This window comes from Mariniplasma anaerobium (assembly GCF_016865445.1).
GTDB lineage: Bacteria > Bacillota_I > Bacilli_A > Acholeplasmatales > Acholeplasmataceae > Mariniplasma > Mariniplasma anaerobium.
Genome location: NZ_AP024412.1, coordinates 1459004 through 1481034, shown reverse-complemented (window position 1 = coordinate 1481034; position 22031 = coordinate 1459004). Strand labels below are relative to the sequence as shown.

The following is a 22031-nucleotide window of genomic DNA, read 5'->3' as shown; positions in this document are numbered from 1 at the left end:
GCCTTTTTTTAAGAAAGGGATAAATTATGGAAACTTTAAAATTAAATGATTTTTTAGATTATAAATATATTTCTAATCTGAAATCAAATGACAAACAAAATAGAATGGCTTTTATTAGCGGTAAAGCCCTAGAAGAAAAAAACGAATATCAATTTGATTTATGTACGATCGAAAATGATAAAGTAAAAAAGCTTGTAAATCTTAAGAAACATTCAAGTTTTATTTGGGAAAATGATGACACACTATTGTTTGCCTACAGCAAAAATAAAACAGAAGATAAAAAAGAAAAAGAAATGTTTTCTTTATTTTATAGATATGATCTTAAGGAAGATAAATTAGAAAAAGCATTTGAACTTCCTATGCCAGTACAAATAATTAAAGCTTTAGGTCATGACAAATTAGTGCTTAAAGCACAACTTACAGCTGACGAACATCATTTGTATTTAGATCAAGAAGATACGAGAAAAGCTTTTTTAAAACAACAAAAGAAAGATAAATTATATGAAGATATTACCGAGATTCCTTTTTATTCAAATGGAAATGGTTTTATAGCAAATAAAAGATCGCAACTTTTTATCTTTGATAAGAAATCAAATTCATTTGATTTGATTGTTGATCCTGATTTTAATGTAAATAATGTTAAAGTATCAAAAGACTTAAAACAAGTTTATTACACAGGTAAACAAGCCAAGCATGTTAGAAGTATCACAACGCATTTATATGTATATGATGTAGAAACAAAAGTGACTGATGTTTTATATCAAAAAGATGATTATTCTATAGCAAACATATTTTTAGTTGGAAACAAAGTTATACTAGAAGCTAGTGATATGCAAAAATTTGGATTAAATGAAGATGGCCATTTTTATGAGCTAAAACAAAAAGAATTGGTTTTATTTAAAACCTTCGGTCTTACTATATCATCTTCAGTTGGAACTGATTCAAGATTAGGTGGCAATCCATCAACTTTTGTTTTCAATGATAAAATATATTTTGTTAAAACACATGACGACCATACAGAATTAATGAGTCTTGATTTATCGAAAAATTTAGAACAAGTTTTTGTAATGGATGGATCTATTGATGGTATTCAAGTTCTAAATAATGAAATATATTTAGTAGGCTTTTATAAACAAAAATTACAAGAAATTTATAAACTTACAAATCTTAAACTTTTACAAATCTCAAGATTAAATTCAAGAGTCTTTAAAAATAAATATATTGCTAAACCAAAAACTATAATATATAAAGAAAAAGACCATGAAGTTAAGGGATTTATATTGTACCCTAAAGATTTCGACGTTAATAAAACTTATCCAGCTATTATGGATATTCATGGTGGACCAAAAACAGTATATGGTAAAGTTTTTTACCATGAAATGCAATATTGGGCTAATCTTGGATATTTCGTATTCTTTGCAAACCCTAGAGGTAGTGATGGTAAAGGCAATGAATTTGCAGATATTAGAGGTAAATATGGTTCAATTGATTATGATGATCTAATGAATTTCACTGATTTAGTTATTAAAAAGACAAAACAAATAGATGTAGATAATATATTTGTTACTGGTGGATCTTACGGTGGATTTATGACAAATTGGATTGTTGGTCATACGGATCGTTTTAAAGCAGCAGCAACACAAAGAAGTATTTCTAACTGGTTATCATTTCATGGAACATCTGATATAGGTTTTTATTTCTCTAAAGATCAAACAGCAGGTCATCCAACTAAAGACACTAATCTTTTATGGCATCAATCTCCAATCAAATATGCAATGGAAGTTAAAACTCCATTATTGTTTATTCATTCAGATGAAGACTACAGATGTCCAATTGAACAAGCAATGCAATTTTACAGTATTTTAAGAGAAAAAGGTTTAGAGACTAAATTAGTTTGGTTTAAGGGTGAGACTCATGAACTATCTCGAGGTGGAAAACCACAAGCAAGAATTAAGAGATTAAAAGAAATAACTGAATGGTTTGAAAGATTTAAATCATAAATAATGTAAATAATTATACTATTTAGTTTATTTGGTATATAATGAAGTTAAAATAAGGAGGGTTATATAGATGTGGTTTTTTGGGAAAAAACGTGCTAAGAAAAAAGCATTACAAGAAGAGCAACTAAAAATGCAACAAGAGTCTAAGAAAAAAGGAACTTTTGTTGGAGGTAAACCAGCTCCTGCACCAGTAAAAGCAAAAAAAGAAGTAACTGTTGCTAAAGTAGTAAAAAAGGAAGAACCAGTAAAAGTTCAACCAAAGGAAGTTAAAGCTGCAAAGGCAAAAGAAGAGCCAGTAGATGATAAGAAGAATAAAAAGTATCATGTTTCTCAAAACAAAGATGCTAGAAGTGACTATTATAAGAAATGGCGTGTAAGAAAAGAAGGATCTTCTAAAACTATTAAATATTTTGAAACTCAAGCTGAAGCAATTGAGTATGCTCAAGATTTAGCAGATAAGAATGATTCATCTATTGTGATTCATAAATTAGATGGATCAATTAGAAAACAAGAATATAAATAAAATAAAAGAAGCTTATTATTAAGCTTCTTTTTTTATACTAGATTAAGATTTTAAATTTAACTCTAAATGATCATCCACAACAATCATCTCATAAGATTGATGAGGAAGCATTGTACCTTCAATAATTTTTGTAGCAATTAAGGTTTCAATATATCTTGAGATAAATCTTTTTAAAGGTCTAGCTCCATATTCATCGTTATAGCCATGTTGAATTACATATTTTTGAACATCATCAGTAAAACTTAAGTGTATATTTTTAATCTCTAAGCGCATAACTAGTTCATTTAACATCTTTTGAGCAATTTTAATTTGAACTTTAAGACCTAAAGTATTAAATATAATTTGTTCATCAATACGATTTAAAAATTCAGGTTTAAATTTTGATTTAACTAATGCTAGAACTTGTTGTTGTGCATCTTCTTGATTAGACATCAAATATTGGCTACCGATGTTAGATGTTAAGATAATGATTGTGTTTTTGAAATCAATTGTTCGACCTTGATTATCTGTTAATCTACCATCATCAAGTATTTGCAGAAGTATATTAAAGACTTCTGGATGTGCTTTTTCTATTTCATCAAATAAAACGATGGAATAAGGTTTTCTTCTAACAGCTTCAGTAAGTTGACCACCTTCATCATAACCGACATATCCTGGAGGTGAGCCAATAAGTCTAGATACACTATGAGATTCCATATATTCACTCATATCAATTCTAATGATTTGATGTTCATTGTCAAATAAAGCATCAGCAAGAGCTCTTGCAACTTCAGTCTTCCCCACACCTGTAGGTCCAAGGAATAAAAATGAACCTATGGGTCTATTTTCATCTTTTATACCAGCTCGTTGTCTAATGATAGCATCACTAATAAGTTTGATTGCATGATCTTGACCAATAACTCTCTTTCTTAATGTTTCTTCAAGATGTAATAGTTTTTCTTTATCTCCACTCATTAATTTTGATACAGGAATACCAGTCCATTTAGAGACCACATCAGCAATGCTTTCTTCGGTAACAACTTCAGTCAATAATCTACCTTCTGTCATACTTTTAGCTGACATTTCCTCTATTTCTTTTTCTAATGCAGGAATTTTAGAGTATTGAAGTTCTGCAGCTTTTTGATAATCGTTATCATTAAATGCATTTTGTAGATTCACCTTTAATACTTCTAAGTCGTTTTTTTTCATCTTTATAGAGTTTAGATGAGCTTTTTCATCTTCCCACTGCTTTCTTAATTTCTTTTCTTCTAATTTTAAAGATGATATTTCATCATGGATTTTAGATAATCTATCTTTTGAAATTGGATCTTTTTCTTTATCTAAGGCTGTCTTTTCAATTTCTAGTTGCATGATTCTTCTTGTTACGTCATCAAGTTCAACTGGCATAGAGTCTATCTCCATACGAATAGAAGCACAAGCTTCATCAATTAGATCAATAGCTTTATCTGGTAGGAATCTATCAGATATGTATCTATTAGAAAGAGTTGCTGCCTGAATAATTGCAGGATCAGAGATATGCACACCATGATGTGCTTCAAATCTTGATTTTAATCCTCTAAGAATACTTACAGTATCGGTTACTGTAGGCTCATTAATTAATACTTTTTGAAATCTTCTTTCTAATGCTGAATCTTTTTCAATGTATTTTCTATATTCATTTAGAGTGGTTGCACCCACGCAGTGAAGTTCACCACGAGCAAGCATTGGTTTTAGCATGTTTGATGCATCCATTGCACCATCAACTCGACCGGCTCCTACGATTGCATGTATTTCATCTATAAATAAAATGATTTGTCCATCAGCTTCTTTAATTTTCTTTAAAACTGCTTTAAGTCGTTCTTCAAACTCACCTCTAAATTTAGCCCCAGCCACTAGTGAAGCTAAATCAAGTTCATATATAATCTTATCTTGTAAACCTAAAGGAACGTCTTTGTCTAAAATACGTCTTGCTAGACCTTCAACAATTGCAGTCTTACCTACACCTGGTTCACCTATAAGCACAGGATTATTTTTAGTTTTTCTTGAAAGTATTTTAATAACTCGTCTTATTTCGTCTTCACGACCAATAACAGGATCGATTTTACCTTTTTTTACTTCCTCTACAATGTTTCTACCGAATTTTTCTAATACATTTGGATCATTATTATAGTCTTCCATTTGTGTCATGTTCATTATGTTTCCTCCTTTGGCAGTCAACAACTTTGAGTGCCATTTATATTATAGAACAATCCTTTAGCACTGTCAACATTAAAGTGCTAAAAACGATAAAATACCATAATTAAAGAGTTGTGTTATACTATTGTTGGTGATGACATGATAAAAGTATTATTTGTATGCTTGGGAAATATTTGCAGATCCCCAATGGCAGAAGGTTTATTTAGAAAACGAATTAAAGATTTAGGTTTAGAAAATCAAATATATGTTGGATCACGTGCGACTTCTTCGTGGGAAGTAGGAAATAAACCCCACCCTAGAACAGAAGCTATATTAAATAAATATGATGCATATTTTCATGATATGAAATCTGAAAAGATAAAAGACGAAGATTTTAGAGAATACGATTATATCATTGGTATGGATCGTGAAAACATAGAAAATTTAAAAAGTATTGCTGGAAATAATCAACATAAAATTCATTTGTATTTAGATGTGTGTAACAAGGTAAAAGGTCAAGAAATTGATGATCCTTATTATACCCATAAATATCAAGAAACTTATGAACTTATCTCAAAATCAGTTGATTGCTGGATTGAGGTATTTAAGAAGGGCATAAATTGATTAATATTCATAATATTATTGACTTTTTGGGGTGTAAAAAGTTATAATAATAAAGCAAGTTTTAAGGCCCTGTAGCCAAGCGGTAAGGCAAGGCACTGCAACTGCCTGATCATCGGTTCAAGTCCGTTCGGGGCCTCCATTTTTATAAAAAGTTAGATTTGAGAGTTATATCTTAAATCTTTTTTTATGATTAAATCACAAGATTTTGTATTTAATTAATGATAATAAGATATAATAAAAATAAATGCAAGTGATACTTGACAAGTTAACAAATAGAATTGGTAGATTAGTATGTAATTGAGTAATATAATACTGTTGAGGTGATATTAATGGATTATGGGAAAAAATTATATGAATTAAGAAAACAAAAATCACTTTCTCAAGAAGACGTTGCAAATGAATTGGGTGTCTCTAGACAAAGTGTTAGTCTATGGGAAACAAATCAAGCTTCACCTTCAATGGAAAATTTAATTGGATTTGCAAAATTATTCAATATTTCTCTTGATGAATTAGTTGGATTAAAAAAAAATGAAAAAGCAGTTAATAATACAGATAAGTCATTATATACATCTGATTATGTAGAAGACAAAAATATTATTTATAGAAGGGATTATAAATATTTACATTCGATCACTGATTCAATAATGTTTCTATTAAGTCTTTTCTTTTATCTTGCAGCACTCATTTTCATGATTAGAGCTTCAAGATTAGAGATTCAAGTTACCAAAATCATCTTGATTATAGCATTCGTTTGCATTATTATAGGGTCTTTAATATATCCACTATATATTTATATCAACATTAAGAATAAGTTAAGCAATCAAAAAAGGATTCACTTAGAATTTGATGTAGATAAAATTTTGATAAATTGTACTAATTGTACGCAAAGAACAATTGCATATGAGACTATAAATTACTATATTGCTAAGAATGATTATCTTGTTATATATTTATTTAGGGGTGAACGATTATATGTTCCCAAGCAAAATTCTAATGGATTAGATGAATTTTTATCTGAACGAATTGAAAGAAGAAAAGGCAAAAAACCGTTTTGGAAATAATAATACTTCATATATATTTATAATTTATGACTAAATAAACTTAAACTATAGTAAAATGTAATAAAGGGAGTGATATGATGTTTACCATAGTCAAAGAATATGAAAGCGGCGTTAAGTTTAGATTTGGAAAATTTGTTAGAGTTTTAAAACCAGGTATTAGATTAGTCATACCAATTATTCATGAATATAAGAAAGTTGATTTAAGAACAATAACTCAAGATGTTCCAGAACAAAGATGTATTACAAAAGATAATGTTACCATTACAATCAATGCTGTCGTTTATTACAGAGTGTTTGATGCAAAAATTGCTGTTTTAGATGTTAAAGACTGTTTCTTTGCAGTGACACAACTTGCACAAACAACACTTAGAAACTCTATTGGTGGTGTTAAATTAGATGAATTGTTATCAAATTTAAAAGTGATTTCAAAAGAAATTAAAGAAATTGTTGATACTGAAACAGATCCATGGGGAATTAAAGTTGAAAAAGTAGAGATTAAAGATATTAAAATCCCTGCTGACATGGAAAGAATAATTGCTAAAGAAGCAGAAGCTGAAAGAGAAAAAAGAGCAATTATTGTTAAATCTCAAGGTGAAGTAGAAGCTGCTCAAAAACTTGCAGATGCAGCTACAATCTTATCTTCAGCTCCAGGAGCTATGCATTTAAGAACACTAGCTACATTAAATGACTTATCTGGAGATAAATCAAATACAATCGTGTTTGCTATTCCAGTAGAAGTTTTAGAATCATTTAAAAATGCTAATGTAGCAGATAAGGTTAAGAGTATTGTTTCAAAAGATAAATAAATGATAAAAAATCTTATCCTAAAACAGGTTAAGATTTTTTTTATAGATATCATTGACAATTTAGGTAAAGTGGTCTACAATATAGTTGAATATCAATATAGATGATTATCTATATAGATTGGAGAATTTATGAAAAAAGATGTTATTAAATACTTTAAAATATTATCAGAGGAAAATAGAGTAGAGATCGTCGAACTCTTATTAAAAGGGGAAACATGTGGATGTACATTGATAGATAAATTATCTATTTCACAACCTACACTATCATATCATCTAAAAGCGATTACCAATTCTGGATTAGCTGTTGCTAAAAGAGATGGAAATTGGATAAAACATTATATTGATAAAGATAAAATTAATGAAATGATTGATTTCTTAACTGACCTTAGAGATACGGAGCAAAAACAATGCAGTTTATAAAAGACATATTTATATTTTTAAATGATGCGCTCTTAAAAATGACTTGGCTACAAGATATAGTTAATTCAATCTTAAAAGGTGTAATTAGAGTTAGTGAAACGAGTTATTTATATAAAGCTTTATCATTTTTCTTTTATGATGTGATAAAAATATTCATTCTATTATCAGTGCTTATTTATATCTCATCATATATTCAATCACATTTCACACCAGAGAGAACTAAAAAAATTCTTACCAAGTTTAAGGGATTACCGGGTAATATTATTGGTGCCCTATTAGGAACAGTTACACCATTTTGTTCTTGTTCATCAATTCCTATTTTTATAGGATTTACTAAAGCAGGATTACCTATTGGTGTTACATTCTCATTTTTAATATCTTCACCATTAGTAGATCTTGCTTCAATGATCTTACTTGCTAGCATATTTGGATGGCCAATAGCCTTAGCTTATGTTATGGTTGGCTTAATTATCGCAGTTATTGGTGGTACCATTATCGATAAACTTCATATGGAAAAATATGTAGAAGACTTTGTTACTCAAGGCATGAATCAAAATGGCGAGATAGAAATTGAAGAACAAACAAGAAAAGAAAGACATCAATATTCTATTGGACAAGTCAGGGAAGTTATTACAAAAGTATGGGTATATATTTTAATAGGTGTTGGGATTGGCGCGATTATTCATGGATATATCCCACAAAACATTATTGAAACAGTTTTAGGAGATAAAAACCCATTTTCTGTCTTAATTGCAACAATTGTAGGTATTCCAATGTATGCAGATATTTTTGGAACACTACCTATAGCTGAAGCCTTAGTTTTAAAAGGTGTTGGTATTGGAACTGTATTATCATTTATGATGGCAGTAACAGCATTAAGCCTACCGTCAATCATTTTATTAAGAAAAGTTGTTAAACCAAGACTTTTAGGTTTATTTGTTTTCATTGTAACTGCAGGTATTATTATTACCGGATATTTATTTAATCTATTCGGATATTTATTCATATAAAAAAAAGGAGAAATTAAAATGGAAATTAAAGTATTAGGATCAGGATGTCCAAAATGTAAACTTTTGGAAAAAAATGTAGTTGATACATTGAAAACATTAGGGAAAGAAGCTAAAGTCGAAAAAGTTACAGACTATGCTGAAATTGCTAAGTATAATGTAATGAGTACACCAGCACTTGTTGTTGATGGAAAAGTAGTTTTAACTGGACGTGTACCAAATCCAGTTGAATTAGCTAAATTATTAAAATAAAATTTTAATAAAAAGGAGAACATATCTATGAAAAAACGTGTAGCATTTGTCTGTGTTCATAATAGTTGTAGATCTATTATGGCTGAAGGATGGGCTAAACATTTAAATAGTCCTTTAATGGAAGTTTACTCAGCAGGTACTAAAGAAAATGATGCACCAAAACCACTTGCAATTGAAGTTATGGAAGATAAAGGCATAGATATGAGTCACGCAAGAAGTAAACTTTTAGATGATATACCTGTCGAAATTGATATACTTATTGTCATGGGCTGTAATGCTGAATGTCCTTCTGTGAATGCAAAGTTTAGAGAAGACTGGGGATTAGATGATCCAAGTGGTGGACCAAAAAGCGGTTTTGAGCATACAAGAGATTTGATAGAAGAAAAAGTTAAAGATCTTATTTTTCGTATAAAAAATGGTGATTTTAATTAAAAATATCACTATTTTATTGACATATGAAAATAAATAGATATAATAGATTATAAATTCGAAGATAAAGAAAAGTAATTTAGGTAAACATATTTAGCGAGTCCATGGTGGTGAAAGATGGATATATTAAATAACTAAACGAATGGTCTTTTGAGAAGCAGGGTGAACTAAGTAGCCTGAGCCGGATAGTTTCCGTTATCAAACTAAAAATATAAAAGTCTTAGATGATGGAGTATTTTGTTAAGGAGAAGCTTATATTAGTTTCTTGAATTTGGGTGGTACCACGAGCAATTCGTCCCTTCGTAGGATGATGCTCTTTTTTTATACCCAAAACAAAAATGCTTTTTTGCGTAAAGACAAGAAAGGAATTAAAAATGGAGTTTGGAAAATTTGGTGGACAATTTGTCCCAGGACCTATTCTTAAGGCGGTTAAAGAAGTTGAAGAGGCTTATAACAAATATAAGCAAGATGAGGATTTTATCAATGAGTTTAAGCATTATTTAAAGAATTATGCAAATAGACCATCACTGTTATATTATGCAGAAAATATGACAAAAGATTTAAATGGAGCAAAGATCTACTTAAAAAGAGAAGATTTAAATCATACAGGTGCGCATAAAATTAATAATGTTTTAGGTCAAGCACTGCTTGCTAAAAGAATGGGTAAGAAAAAGTTAATTGCTGAAACAGGTGCAGGACAACATGGTGTTGCAACTGCAACCGCAGCTGCACTATTTGGTATGGAATGTGAAATCCATATGGGATATGTAGATATTCTAAAACAATCTTTAAATGTTTATAGAATGGAATTACTTGGAGCTAAAGTTGTTGCTGTTCATGATGGACTAAAGACTTTAAAAGAAGCTGTAGATAGTGCATTAATGAAATGGAGTACAGAATTAGAAGATACTTTTTACTTATTAGGTTCTGCTGTGGGACCACATCCATTTCCAACAATGGTTAGAGATTTTCAAAAAGTCATTGGTGAAGAAATTAAAGAACAACTGAATGAAGTAGAGCATCAACTTCCTGATTATATCATCGCTTGTGTTGGTGGAGGAAGTAATGCAATTGGTGCATTTTATGATTTCATAGATAATACTGATGTGAAACTAGTTGGTGTTGAAGCTGCAGGTAAAGGCATTGATACAAAAGAACATGCAGCAACGATGACTCTTGGTGCAGAAGGTGTTATTCATGGTATGAATACAATAGTATTAACAGAAGAAAATGGGGATATATCACCAGTTTATTCGATTTCTGCAGGTCTTGATTATCCAGGAGTTGGACCAGAACATGCATACTTAAAAGAAATAAAGAGAGTGACATATGAAAGTGCAACTGATGAAGAAGCAGTAACTGCATTTGAATACTTATCTAAAATAGAAGGTATCATTCCAGCAATTGAAAGTTCACATGCTGTTTCATATGCAATGAAGCTTGCTCCAACACTTTCTAAAGATAAAATTATTGTGATCAACCTATCAGGACGTGGAGATAAAGATGTAAAACAAATCGCTAGATATAGAAATTATGATTTAGTAGATTGATTGATATTCATATGCTACTGTTTTATAAAGCTTTATTATGGTATAATTATAATAGAATATACGATGATTTAGAAAGAGGAGCACATGGAAGCAAACGATTATAGAATAGCGTTATTAATAGATTCTGAGAACATTTCAGCTAAATATATTAAACCAGTTATGCATGAAATTGCAAAGTACGGGAGAATCGTCATAGCAAGGTTTTATGGAGACATTAGCATATTATCAAAGGATTGGCATCAAACAGCCTTAAACTATGCAATTAAGCCCATGCATCAGTATAATGTTGCATCGGGTAAGAACGCAGCAGATATGGCAATGGCTATTGATGCATTAGAGATGATGTATCAAGAAAAAGTAAATACATTCTTTTTGATTACAAGTGATAGTGATTTCACACCACTTGCAATGAAGTTAAGAGAAGGTGGCATGACGGTTATAGGTATTGGTACTGAAAAGAAAGTAACTGAAGCTTTTAAATCAGCATGTAATGAATTTAAATATTTTGATTACTTAGAAGATGAAGATGAAGTTTCATCAGAAGTTGATGAAGATGAAGAAAATATTGAAAAAGTTATTAAAGATATCATTATCGATCACGGCAATAAAATGCAATTAAGTGATTTAGGTAATATGCTAAGAAATAGAAGTTCTGATTTTGATGTCAGAAAATATGGTGTTAAAAACTTGTCTAGTTTAGTCAATACATATTCAGGACTTAGAACCATTCAAAACGATATGGTTGTAGAATTTAAGTCGGGACTCAGTTTTGATGAAATTTCTATAAAGGTTTTTGAAATTGTTTCAAAACAAGTAAATGATAAGATGTTATTAACACAATTAAAACTTGAATTAGAAGAGTCATTTAAAGATTTTAATTATAAAGAATTTGGGTTTTCACAATTTGGGAAATTTATAGCAAGTATTAAAAAAGTAAATGTAAGTAATAATTGGGTAAAGGTTGTTAAGTCAAATGGATCTAAAAAGCATAAATAAGTTAAAAAAGACATATGAAGCATGGGCAGCCATTGGGCTAGTATTAGTTGTTATTTCATTTATTGGATTTATGGCAAATCCAGTGATGGCTATTGGATTTTTAGCCGGCGGATTAATTTCGGCTTATTCAGGAGCTAAATTTAAAAAATTATCTACTGAGTTTAAATCAGTTCATGTTAAGAAGATTATTGAACAAGAAATAGCTGGAGTATTTTATGATCCAAAAAAAGGATTTGAGCGAGAATCTGTTTATGATTCAAAGATTTTAAAAAAAGAAGATAGATATTATAGTGAAGATTATATATCAGGACAAATAAAAGGCAAAAATTTTGAAAGTGCTGATGTAAAACTTCAAGATGTTAGACGTAGTGGAAAGCATACAACGGTTGTTACTGTTTTTCAAGGAAGATTTTTTATCATTGATTTTGAAAAGAAATTTGAAAGTAATGTATATATTATGCCAAATAGAAGTTTTGGATTTAATTGGTTTAACTCTATGGTAAGAGTAGATTTAGAATCAATGGCATTTAATAAAACATTTGATGTTTATTCAGAATCTCAACACTCAGCATTTTATTTATTAAAACCAGCTTTTATAGAAAAGCTTATTGAATTTAATAATACAGCAAGAAGAGTTATGTTTGCTTTTCAAGATCATAAAGCTTATGTTGCCCTAGACACAAGAGTTGATACATTTGACTTAAAGATGTTTAGAGAAATTGATCAAACATTTTTTGAAGATATAAAAAAAGAAATTAAGCTTCTTGAAGAATTAATCGAGCTTATTCCATAAAAATAACGCCTATGAATTTCATAGGCGTTTTTATTATGATTGTTTACGTTTAATAATTTTTGAGGTTTCAACAATTAAAACCGGAAGTAAAACTAATCCAATGATAATAACCCACATGCTTAGTGATAGTGTTGTGATTCCAAATATACGGCGAGTAAATGGTAGGAACACAACGATGAGTTGTAATGCTAAACTAGCAAATAAAGCGTAATACATGTATTTGTTTCTCTTGAGTTTAAAGAGAGATGAAGTTTGACTTCTAACATTAAATGCATGTGCAAGTTGTGATAAAGCAAGCACGATGAAGGTCATAGTTTCAGCTGTAATCATTTTATCTGCACGAAGTGCACTAGACTCTAGAAACCAACCAATCGTATATGCTGAAAAGGAAATAAGACCTAATAGTAAACCTTGTAATGCGATCTTTTTACCTAAGCCATCTGCAAAGATGGATTTTTTTGTATCTCTTGGCATTTGTTGCATAATGTTATCTTCTTTAGGTTCTAAACCAAGAGCAATTGCCATTAATGAATCTGTAACTAAGTTTACCCATAGAATTTGTACAGCAGTAAGGGTAGTAACTCTACCACTGAAAACTAAGATACCTAAGGTTGTTCCTAAAAAGATGGTAATAATTTCACCTATGTTACAACTAAGTAAGTAATGAATTGCTTTTTTAATATTAGCAAAAATTGTTCTACCTTCACTAACAGCGTTGACGATGGTAGCAAAGTTATCATCTGTTAAAACCATATCTGCAGCACCTTTAGCAACTTCAGTACCTGTGATACCCATTGCAATGCCTATATCTGCTTTTTTGATAGAAGGAGCATCGTTAACGCCATCGCCTGTCATTGCGACAACCTTACCAGCTTTTCGCCATGCATCAACAATTCTAACTTTATTTTCTGGACTAACTCTTGCATAGACTCTAATAAGTTCTAATTTTTCATAAAATTCATCATCATCCATATGATCTAAATCTTTACCGGTGATTGCAATTTCAGTAGAAGATAAGATTTTTAAATCTTTTGCAATTGCCACAGCTGTATTGATATGATCACCTGTAATCATAATGGTTTTAATACCTGCTTGATTACATAACTCTATAGCGTCTTTTGCTTCAGGTCTTGCAGGATCAATCATACCAATAAGTCCAAGTAATGTTAAATCAGTTTCTAAGTCTTCGGATTTTAATGATTTTAAATTAACTGATTTATCAAGTTTTTTATACGCAACAGCTAAAACTCTTAAAGCTTGATCTGACATTTCTTGATTAGATTTTTCATATGTTTTAATATTTAAGTTATCTTGACCTTCAACTTTGATTGTACGGCCAAAGATAATATCTGGAGCACCTTTGATAACGGCATAGCGTCCATCTTTAAAATCGTGGACCGTTGTCATCATTTTTCTTGTTGAATCAAATGGCAATTCATATAGACGGACATTTTCTTTTAAAATTTTAGTAGGATCTTTTTTCAAGATAATAGCAAGATCTATAAATGCAATTTCTGTAGGATCACCTATTTTAACATAGGTCCCATCTTGAATAGATACTTTAGTATCATTACATAAACTACCCATTAGCGTTAATTTATCTAATGCTTCAGTTGTTTTTGTTTGATCGTTTATATCAATATAGCTATCATGTGTATATACTTTTGTAACAGTCATTAGATTTTGAGTTAAAGTTCCGGTTTTGTCAGAACAAATAATACTTGTAGAACCAAGTGTTTCAACTGCAGGAAGTGTTCTAATAATTGCTTCTTTTTTAACAAGATTTTGCATGCCTAATGCTAAGACAATCGTAATAATTGCTGGAAGACCTTCTGGAATAGCTGCAACAGCTAAGGCAACAGAAGTTAATAAAGCTTCCTTCCAGACATCAAAGGATGCTGTTCCATCTATAATATATGCTTCACCAATTGTGATTGCAAATATAATAAAAGTTATGCCTAGTGCTAAAATTGCTAATGTTTTACCTAGTTTTGCCATACTTTGTTGAAGTGGTGTATCTTCATCTTTAGTTTCACTTAGCATGGTTGCGATTTTACCTAATTGAGTTTTCATCGCTATATCAGTAACAATAGCTTTTCCTCTACCATAAGTGACAACAGTTCCCATAAATCCTAGATTTGTTCTATCACCTAAAGCAACATCGTCTGCTTTTATAGCATCCACAGTTTTTTCAACAGGTAGAGCTTCACCTGTAAGTGGAGATTCATCTGTTTTTAAATTAATAGATTCAATGATTCTAACATCTGCAGGTACATAATCACCTGCATCTAATATGACGATATCACCAACAGTAATATTTTTTACATCTATTAAAATTTGTGTACCATTTCTTAAGACCTTTGCTTGAGGAGAAGACATTGCTTTAATAGATTCTAAAGCTTTTTCTGCTTTTGCTTCTTGGAATAATCCTAATAATGCATTTATTAAGACAATAGCAAGAATAAGGAAACCTTCAGAAATTTCATCGGTAATAAATGATAATATAGACGCAGCAATTAAAACGTAGATCATAAAATCATTGATTTGATCAAAAAATCTTAAAAACCAACTTCGTTTTTCCATTTCATCAAGTTGATTAAATCCATATGATTCATGTCTGCTTAATACCTGTTCATCAGTTAGTCCATTTTCTAGATTTGAATCTAGTGAAACTATGAGTTCTTCTATATTTTTTTGATAATTATTTTTTTCCATCATTTGCTCCTTTATGCATGTATATTTAATATTTTAACATAACTTTAAAGTCAATTAAACTTAAAGGTTTAAATTAGTGTTTTATTATCACATAGTGTCTTTTTTTTTAAGACCATTTAAAGTATAATGAATATATAGATGGGAGAGGATTTTATGGGATTTATACAATGTCAACTAAGTTCAAGTTCATTAGATATGAATGTATCTGTTAATGTTATATATCCAGAGCACGTTGAAAAAAATACAGAAGTTAAAGTTCTATATTTACTTCACGGTTATTTTGGGCATTACATGGATTGGATGCGTTTAACTTCAATTGAGAGATATGCATCTAAATATAATCTTTGTGTCGTCATGCCTTCTGCAGATAATAGTTATTATGCAAATACTGAGATAGGTGCAAATTATTTTGATTATGTTTCAATCGAATTACCAAAAATTATAGAAAATATGTTTCATGTATCAAAAAAAGCAGAAGATAGATATGTATGTGGACTTTCAATGGGTGGATATGGAGCTTTAAAAATAGGACTTACATACCCTGATAGATACAATAAAATTGCTAGTTTATCTGGTGCAATCGAAATAGATAGATTATATAAAACTCATATGGATGATCCAAGACAAAAAAGATTTTTAAATTCTTTTGGACAAATGCCTGTTAAAGGATCAAAGCATGATATATACCATTTAATAAATAAGCTTGATTTAACAAAAAAAGTTCCTAAGCTTTATTTAGCTTGTGGAACAGAAGATTTTTTATATGAAGATCATCTAAGATTTGGTGCATTCTTAAAAAATAAGCATATTGATTTTGTTAATAAAGAAGAAAAAGGTGGTCATGAATGGAGACTATGGGATTTATTCATTCAAGATGTACTTATATGGATGTTTGAAGAAAAGTAACTCGCTAGAGTTACTTTTTTAATAGCCATATGATAAATTGTGTGAACATCTTTCTCCAAGCAAGTTCATTATGTGTATCATCTGTCTCGATATAAAATATATCATTTATATATTTATTTTCTAATGCCGATTTTAGATTTCTACTATTATTTAAAAATAATTTATTGCGCTTCTTTTGGTTTGTTCCAGAAGATTCATAGCGACCTATTGATATGAAAAATCTCATGTCAGGTTTTATATTAGAATAGGTTATATAATCTAAAAAATCTTCTTCGTTAAACCATGAAGCTAAAGAGAAAACACCTACTGCTTTAAATATTGTTGGATATTTTGAAGCGATGTATGTAGATATATAAGCACCCATTGAACTACCAGCAATAAAAGTATTTTCATAATCCCCTAATGCTCTAAAATTTCTTTGAATATAAGACTTCACTTTTTTTACAATAAATTCTCCATAGACGTCGCCAAGTCCTCCAATTTGAACTTTTAACATATCCTCCATTAAATCTTTAGATATGAATGGAGCATATTCAAATTGTCTTAAATCGGAGTTGTCTATACCAACGATGATAATATCTTGATCAATAAGTTTGTTTTCTTTTAGATAAGACATTGTTTCATGTATTTTCCAAGATGTGTGATTGTATGAAGTCTCATCTTCAAATAGATTTTGACCATCATGCATATATAAAACAGGATATGATATATCTTTTTGATGATAATCATCTGGAAGTAGTACTCGGATAGTTCTTTTATTTTTTGTTGTTGGGATGTATAGTTCTTTAATTATTAGGTTCATAGTTAGCTCCTTTAAAAATATTTTAACATGTTTTTACCAAAACAACATTTTATAAAATATGAATAAGAAATTCTATGATAAAATATAAGTAGATTTAATGGAGGTGCCATATGCAAAATAAAACCTTTGCAAAAACAAAAAAAACGACATCTAGATTAGGCTTTGGTTCATGGCAATTAGGAAATACTGAATTTTGGGGATATATGTCGTTTGATGATGGCATAAAACTTGTAAAAGAAGCTGTAAATCAAGGTGTAACATTTTTTGATACTGCGCCAGGCTATGGTGCTGGTATGAGCGAGACTATTATTGGAGAAGCATTTAACCAACAACATGACAAAATAATCATCAATACTAAAATTGGTCATATGGCTGATGGTAGCATTGACTACAGTGTATCTTCATTAGAAGATCAAGTCTATGAGTCTTTAGAAAGATTGCAGGTTTCTTCTATTGATAGTGTTTTGTTACATAATCCAGATATGGATATTTTATGTAATGAAACAGATCATTTTGAGGAATTACAACGACTCAAAGAAGAAGGACTTATTAAAGCATATGGAGTAAGTATTGATACTTATGAGGAATTTGAAGCAGTTTTAAAACATGTAGAAGTTGATGTTATTGAAATATTATTTAATATATTTTTCCAAGACTGTATACCTTTATTTAAAAAAGCAAAAGAAAAAGGTATAACTTTAATTGCTAAAGTACCATTGGATTCTGGATGGTTAACAGGAAAATATAATAAAGATTCTGAGTTTGAAGGTATACGTTCAAGATGGGATATAGATACCATTGAGCAAAGAGCATATCTAACTGACAAATTGAAAAAAATAACTAAAGATGATAGTTTAACAAAATATGCAATAGGTTTTGTCTTAAGCTTCCCTGAAATTGATATAGTGATACCGGGAATTAAGAATAAAGTTCAATTAGTAGAACATATAAAAAATGTGGACTTTCAATTACCAGAGGACATTAAAGAACAATTTATTAAATTATATGAAGAACATATAAAAAACGATCCACTTGTTTGGTGAAACTATTAGAGTCAATCAAGAATACTGATTGACTCTTATTTATTTATAGAGGTGTATATGGGAACAATTATAAATGCAGCAGCCATTATAGTAGCAACCTTTTTGGGTATTATATTTAAAAAAGGTTTGTCAGAAAAAATTCAAAAATCTATTATGTTTACACTAGGGCTGGGATTAACTTGTTTAGCTTTAGGTTGGTTTATTAAGGATTTTATTGTGATAGAAGATGGCGCTCTTTCGACACAAGGCGATTTATTGATTATTATATCCTTAGTAATTGGAGTCATCATTGGAGAGTGGATTGATATTGATAAACGACTTAATGATTTTGTATTTAAAGTCGAAAAGAAATATAATCTTCCACCTCTTGCTAAAGGTTTTATTTCAGCAACACTAATCTTTTGTGTAGGAGCAATGGCAATTACTGGTGCGATTCAAGATGGTTTAGGATTAGGAATGACAACTTTAATTATCAAATCAGTTTTAGACTTTATCACTGCGATGGTATTAGCTTCATTTTTGGGTATTGGTGTAATCTTTTCAGCAATAAGTGTTTTGGTGTATCAAGGGTCAATTACAATATTAGCTAGATATTTAAGTGATTATGCAACTCCAGAAATCATTAGTTCATTATCAATGATAGGCTCTATATTATTAGTTGCTATCGGAATTAATTTCATGGAAATTAAAAAGATTAAAGTAGCAAACCTTTTACCAGCACTTTTAATGCCAATTATTTATTATGTAGTTTTAATGATTTTTTAAAGGAGATATTATGGAGATTTGCAAGCTATGTAATAGTAAGCACATGATCACTTATAAACATCCAAAATTTGATATGATTTTTCATGAGTGTTTAGATTGTGAAGTGATTTATAAAGACAAATCACAAATACTATCAGAAGAAGATGAAAAAAAGGTATATGATTTACATGAAAATACTATTGATAATCCAGGATATGTTAATTTTTTAACAAATTTTATCGATAGTGCAGTTATACCCTTTATTAAAAAGGGTATTGCGCTTGATTTTGGAAGTGGTCCAGGACCTGTTTTACAACATATATTAAATACTAAATATCAGTTTAAATGTGACATCTATGATTATTATTATGCTAAGCATAAAAAAGTTTTTGATAAGAAATATGATCTGATAACTTCAACTGAGGTTTTTGAACATTTAAGCAATCCTATAAGTATATTAAATCAATTTCATGAAATACTTAAATCTCAAGGTATTGTTTCTATAATGACGCTATTTTATCCTAAAGATCAAGAAACTTTTTTTGATTGGTTTTATATAAGAGATCCTAGTCATATAACATTTTTTACACCAAAAACATTCGAAGTTATTGCGAGTTTAACAGGATTTAAAGTCATTGATACAAATAATTATCGATATATAACATTAAAAAAACTGCCAGAATAAATTCTAGCAGTTTTATTTTTCTTATTTTCTTATTAGAGGCATGCTCATACATCTAGGACCGCCTCGGCCTCTAGATAATTCACTAGCTGGAATAACAATGGTTTTTACACCATGTTCTTGTAATATTTGATTGGTTACTTGATTTCTTTCATAAACAATAACGACTCCTGGTGCAATTGCTAATGCATTTGCTCCATCATTCCATTGTTCTCTATCAGACGTGATTTTATCATCACCACCACATGGAATAACAGTGATTTTTGTTTTTAAATGATAAGAAAATAATCTTTTAATAGAATATTTTTTTGGAATTATTCTTAAACTATGAGCTCTAGATCCACGATAAATCTCATAAACATTTAAATTGCCGGTGAAATCATGATGAATCAAAAACTTATCAACATCGACTTGAGTTAAAACTGTATCTAAATGCATGAAACTTCTTTTTTTAGGTAGATCAATTGCTAATACGACTTCAGCATCTGTATTATCAAAGACATTTTGTGCGAATTTTTCGATTCCATCAGGTTCAGATCTTTCTGAAATACCAACTGCAAGAACTTTGCTGTTTAAGACCATGATGTCTCCACCTTCGATTGAATAATCTTCGTGTCTATCATAAACTTTAACAGTTTGTTTGTATTCAGGATGGTATTTGAAAATATATTCTCCATAGATGGTTTCTCTAGCACGTGCTTGTTTATACATTTTATTTAGAGAAACAGTATTAAAAACAGTCGAAAAAGGATCTCTTGTAAAATATAAATTTGGCATTGGATCAGTCATAAATGGATAATCTCTAATATGATCTTTTAAAGAATGTTTTCGATATGTTTGAAAATCAGCTTTAACGATACCTGCCATAGTCGTTAAAATCATATCTCTTGTTGTCATTTGATTTAAGTGCGTATAGATTTTTTCTTTTGATCTATGATGAATCAAATTTGATTCTTTAATAAATTGATCAATAAATTGTTTCTTTACTGATTGGTTTTGAAGACTTTCTTCAACTAAATCAACTAGATAGACGACTTCTACTCCATTTTCTTTTAAAACACTTGCTAAATAGTCATGTTCAATTTGAGCTTTTTTTAGCCAAGGAATATCATCGAATAATAAGTCGTTAAGCCATTTAGGAGTTAAGTTTTCTAGTTCTAATCCAGGTCTATGAAGACACACTTTTTTTAAGGGTGCAACTTCAGAGAAAACGCTTAAATTTTTCATAAATACCTCCGGTAATTAACCATATTATAACACATTTTAATCTATATATTTTCTTAATCATGTATAATAAGCATATAAGATATTAAAGTAGGTGAGGACATGCAAAAGATCGCGATTGTTACAGGTGCAACTTCTGGTATAGGTAGACAACTTGTATTAAAACTAATTGAACAAAATATGATTGTTATCGCACTTGGTAGAAGTGATGAAAAAATCGAGAATTTAAAAATCGATACAGAGGCACTTATAACTGATAATGCATTATATGTTATTAAAGGTGATTTAAATAATATAAAAAGTATTGAAGAAATTGAAAAGAGAATATCATTTGTTTTAGATGAACATCAATACCAAATAGATTATCTCATTCATGTAGCAGGAAGAGTGACTTCAGGTTATCATGTGAATAAGGATCAACATGAAATGACATTTGCGGTTAATCATTTAGCTGTAGTCTTATTAACGCATTTATTAATTAAGCGAATAAGAAAATCAGAAAAATCACGAATTTTAGTTGTAAGTTCTCAATCTCATTATCGTGCAAATATAAATTTTAACAATTTAGAATCAAAGAAGTTTTATTCGATCTTGAGATCTTATAAAAGATCAAAATTGTATAATGTGCTTTTTGTAAAAGCTTTAGCAAGTAGATTTGAAGATGTTCCGGTTTATGCAATCGATCCAGGATTGGTTAGAACTAAAATTGGGACAAAAAACACATCTAAGTTAGCTAGTTTTGTATGGAATTGGAGATCAAAAAAGGGTATAGATCCTATGGTTGCAGCTACACATATGTATGATGTTTTAACTCAAGAAAGATTTGATAATATAAGTGGTTCATATATTAGACATGGACAACCAGTCTCATCAAACCCAATAACCTATGATAAAGAAAATATCGATAAATTATGGGATGTAAGTTTAGAGATGTTAGATATTAAAAAGTATTTTTAAAAAAAATTAGATCTCTTAACGAGATCTAATTTTTTATAATGATTTATGCGTACCATCGCAAAATGGTTGATTCTTTGAGTGTTTGCAACCACACAAATAATATGTACCATCTTTTTCTACAGTAAAACTTTTTGGAGTTATACCACTGCCTTTATGTGATCCATCGCAGAAAGGTTGATTCTTACTTTTTCCACAAGCACAAAAGTTATGTTTTTCTCCAGCTTTTAATTCAACTTTGTAAGGCTGTTTTTGAGCGATAATTGGTTTGTCCATGAAATCGCCTCCTTTATCTTATTATATATCAAAAATTCAAAAAATAAAAATTTAGTCTTAAAAATAAAAA

21 protein-coding genes, 1 tRNA gene, 1 pseudogene and 1 other annotated feature are annotated in these 22031 nt (G+C 29.7%); of the genes and pseudogenes, 18 read left to right on the top strand and 5 right to left on the bottom strand.

What is annotated here, in order from left to right; genetic code table 11:
* Positions 1-26 precede the first annotated feature (26 nt).
* Positions 27-2000, top strand: coding sequence for an alpha/beta hydrolase family protein (locus MPAN_RS07040; RefSeq protein ID WP_176239890.1), 1974 nt, complete (start codon positions 27-29; stop codon positions 1998-2000).
* Between the two features lie 70 nt (positions 2001-2070).
* Positions 2071-2523 (top strand): DUF2188 domain-containing protein, encoded by a 453-nt coding sequence (locus tag MPAN_RS07035; protein ID WP_231756760.1) that lies wholly within the window; start codon positions 2071-2073, stop codon positions 2521-2523.
* A 42-nt stretch (positions 2524-2565) separates the two neighbouring features.
* Here MPAN_RS07035 and MPAN_RS07030 read toward each other — a convergent pair whose 3' ends face one another.
* Positions 2566-4695, bottom strand: a complete 2130-nt coding sequence (locus tag MPAN_RS07030) for an ATP-dependent Clp protease ATP-binding subunit (RefSeq protein ID WP_325167906.1) — start codon at positions 4693-4695, stop codon at positions 2566-2568.
* Between the two features lie 141 nt (positions 4696-4836).
* Here MPAN_RS07030 and MPAN_RS07025 point away from each other — a divergent pair, with 141 nt between their 5' ends.
* The 11 genes from MPAN_RS07025 (at position 4837) to MPAN_RS06975 (ending at position 12615) form a co-directional block, all read left to right on the top strand.
* The gene (locus MPAN_RS07025; RefSeq protein WP_176239891.1) at positions 4837-5301 is read left to right on the top strand and encodes a low molecular weight protein-tyrosine-phosphatase; all 465 of its coding nucleotides are present in this window, start codon (positions 4837-4839) and stop codon (positions 5299-5301) included.
* A gap of 65 nt (positions 5302-5366) precedes the next feature.
* Positions 5367-5440 (top strand) — tRNA-Cys (locus MPAN_RS07020).
* A 190-nt stretch (positions 5441-5630) separates the two neighbouring features.
* A complete protein-coding gene (locus MPAN_RS07015; protein ID WP_176239892.1) occupies positions 5631-6362 on the top strand; it encodes a helix-turn-helix domain-containing protein in 732 nt (243 codons plus the stop codon).
* A gap of 77 nt (positions 6363-6439) precedes the next feature.
* Positions 6440-7168, top strand: a complete 729-nt coding sequence (locus MPAN_RS07010) for a slipin family protein (RefSeq protein WP_231756758.1) — start codon at positions 6440-6442, stop codon at positions 7166-7168.
* Between the two features lie 129 nt (positions 7169-7297).
* Positions 7298-7588 (top strand): ArsR/SmtB family transcription factor, encoded by a 291-nt coding sequence (locus tag MPAN_RS07005; RefSeq protein WP_176239894.1) that lies wholly within the window; start codon positions 7298-7300, stop codon positions 7586-7588.
* Complete coding sequence (locus MPAN_RS07000; RefSeq protein WP_176239895.1) at positions 7576-8598, top strand: permease; 1023 nt, start codon at positions 7576-7578, stop codon at positions 8596-8598. The genes MPAN_RS07005 and MPAN_RS07000 overlap by 13 nt, the downstream gene beginning before the upstream one ends.
* A gap of 18 nt (positions 8599-8616) precedes the next feature.
* Positions 8617-8847, top strand: coding sequence for a thioredoxin family protein (locus MPAN_RS06995; RefSeq protein ID WP_176239896.1), 231 nt, complete (start codon positions 8617-8619; stop codon positions 8845-8847).
* A gap of 27 nt (positions 8848-8874) precedes the next feature.
* Positions 8875-9279 (top strand): arsenate reductase ArsC, encoded by a 405-nt coding sequence (locus MPAN_RS06990; RefSeq protein ID WP_176239897.1) that lies wholly within the window; start codon positions 8875-8877, stop codon positions 9277-9279.
* Between the two features lie 49 nt (positions 9280-9328).
* Positions 9329-9579: a binding site (T-box leader), on the top strand.
* Positions 9580-9650: 71 nt separating this feature from the next.
* Entirely contained in the window at positions 9651-10826 is a 1176-nt protein-coding gene (gene trpB, locus MPAN_RS06985) for a tryptophan synthase subunit beta (protein ID WP_176239898.1), read from the top strand.
* An 84-nt stretch (positions 10827-10910) separates the two neighbouring features.
* Positions 10911-11822 (top strand): NYN domain-containing protein, encoded by a 912-nt coding sequence (locus MPAN_RS06980; RefSeq protein ID WP_176239899.1) that lies wholly within the window; start codon positions 10911-10913, stop codon positions 11820-11822.
* Positions 11800-12615 carry a DUF3137 domain-containing protein gene (locus tag MPAN_RS06975; protein WP_176239900.1) on the top strand — a complete coding sequence of 272 codons (816 nt, stop codon included), beginning with the start codon at positions 11800-11802 and terminating at the stop codon, positions 12613-12615. Before MPAN_RS06980 ends, MPAN_RS06975 begins: the two co-directional genes overlap by 23 nt.
* Positions 12616-12648: 33 nt before the next feature.
* Here the strand turns inward: MPAN_RS06975 and MPAN_RS06970 are convergent, their stop codons facing one another.
* On the bottom strand, positions 12649-15330 hold the full coding sequence (locus MPAN_RS06970; RefSeq protein WP_176239901.1) for a cation-translocating P-type ATPase: 2682 nt from the start codon (positions 15328-15330) through the stop codon (positions 12649-12651).
* 153 nt (positions 15331-15483) lie between these two features.
* On the opposite strand from MPAN_RS06970, the gene MPAN_RS06965 reads away from it, so the two are divergent.
* Positions 15484-16236: an alpha/beta hydrolase gene (locus MPAN_RS06965; RefSeq protein WP_176239902.1), complete on the top strand. Its 753-nt coding sequence runs from the start codon at positions 15484-15486 to the stop codon at positions 16234-16236.
* 10 nt (positions 16237-16246) lie between these two features.
* Here the strand turns inward: MPAN_RS06965 and MPAN_RS06960 are convergent, their stop codons facing one another.
* Positions 16247-17038 carry an alpha/beta hydrolase gene (locus tag MPAN_RS06960; protein ID WP_176239903.1) on the bottom strand — a complete coding sequence of 264 codons (792 nt, stop codon included), beginning with the start codon at positions 17036-17038 and terminating at the stop codon, positions 16247-16249.
* 110 nt (positions 17039-17148) lie between these two features.
* Here MPAN_RS06960 and MPAN_RS06955 point away from each other — a divergent pair, with 110 nt between their 5' ends.
* Genes MPAN_RS06955 through MPAN_RS06945 form a run of 3 tightly spaced genes read left to right on the top strand, consistent with a single transcriptional unit; the run spans position 17149 to position 19510 of the window.
* A complete protein-coding gene (locus MPAN_RS06955; RefSeq protein WP_176239904.1) occupies positions 17149-18081 on the top strand; it encodes an aldo/keto reductase in 933 nt (310 codons plus the stop codon).
* Positions 18082-18138: 57 nt separating this feature from the next.
* Entirely contained in the window at positions 18139-18846 is a 708-nt protein-coding gene (locus MPAN_RS06950; RefSeq protein ID WP_176239905.1) for a DUF554 domain-containing protein, read from the top strand.
* Positions 18847-18856: 10 nt separating this feature from the next.
* Entirely contained in the window at positions 18857-19510 is a 654-nt protein-coding gene (locus MPAN_RS06945; RefSeq protein ID WP_176239906.1) for a class I SAM-dependent methyltransferase, read from the top strand.
* 21 nt (positions 19511-19531) lie between these two features.
* Here the strand turns inward: MPAN_RS06945 and arcA are convergent, their stop codons facing one another.
* Entirely contained in the window at positions 19532-20734 is a 1203-nt protein-coding gene (gene arcA, locus MPAN_RS06940) for an arginine deiminase (protein WP_176239907.1), read from the bottom strand.
* Positions 20735-20833: 99 nt separating this feature from the next.
* On the opposite strand from arcA, the gene MPAN_RS06935 reads away from it, so the two are divergent.
* Positions 20834-21688 (top strand): SDR family NAD(P)-dependent oxidoreductase, encoded by an 855-nt coding sequence (locus MPAN_RS06935; protein ID WP_176239908.1) that lies wholly within the window; start codon positions 20834-20836, stop codon positions 21686-21688.
* Between the two features lie 42 nt (positions 21689-21730).
* Here the strand turns inward: MPAN_RS06935 and MPAN_RS06930 are convergent.
* Positions 21731-21961 (bottom strand): annotated as a pseudogene (locus MPAN_RS06930) (CDGSH iron-sulfur domain-containing protein); the annotation flags it as partial.
* Positions 21962-22031: the final 70 nt, after the last annotated feature.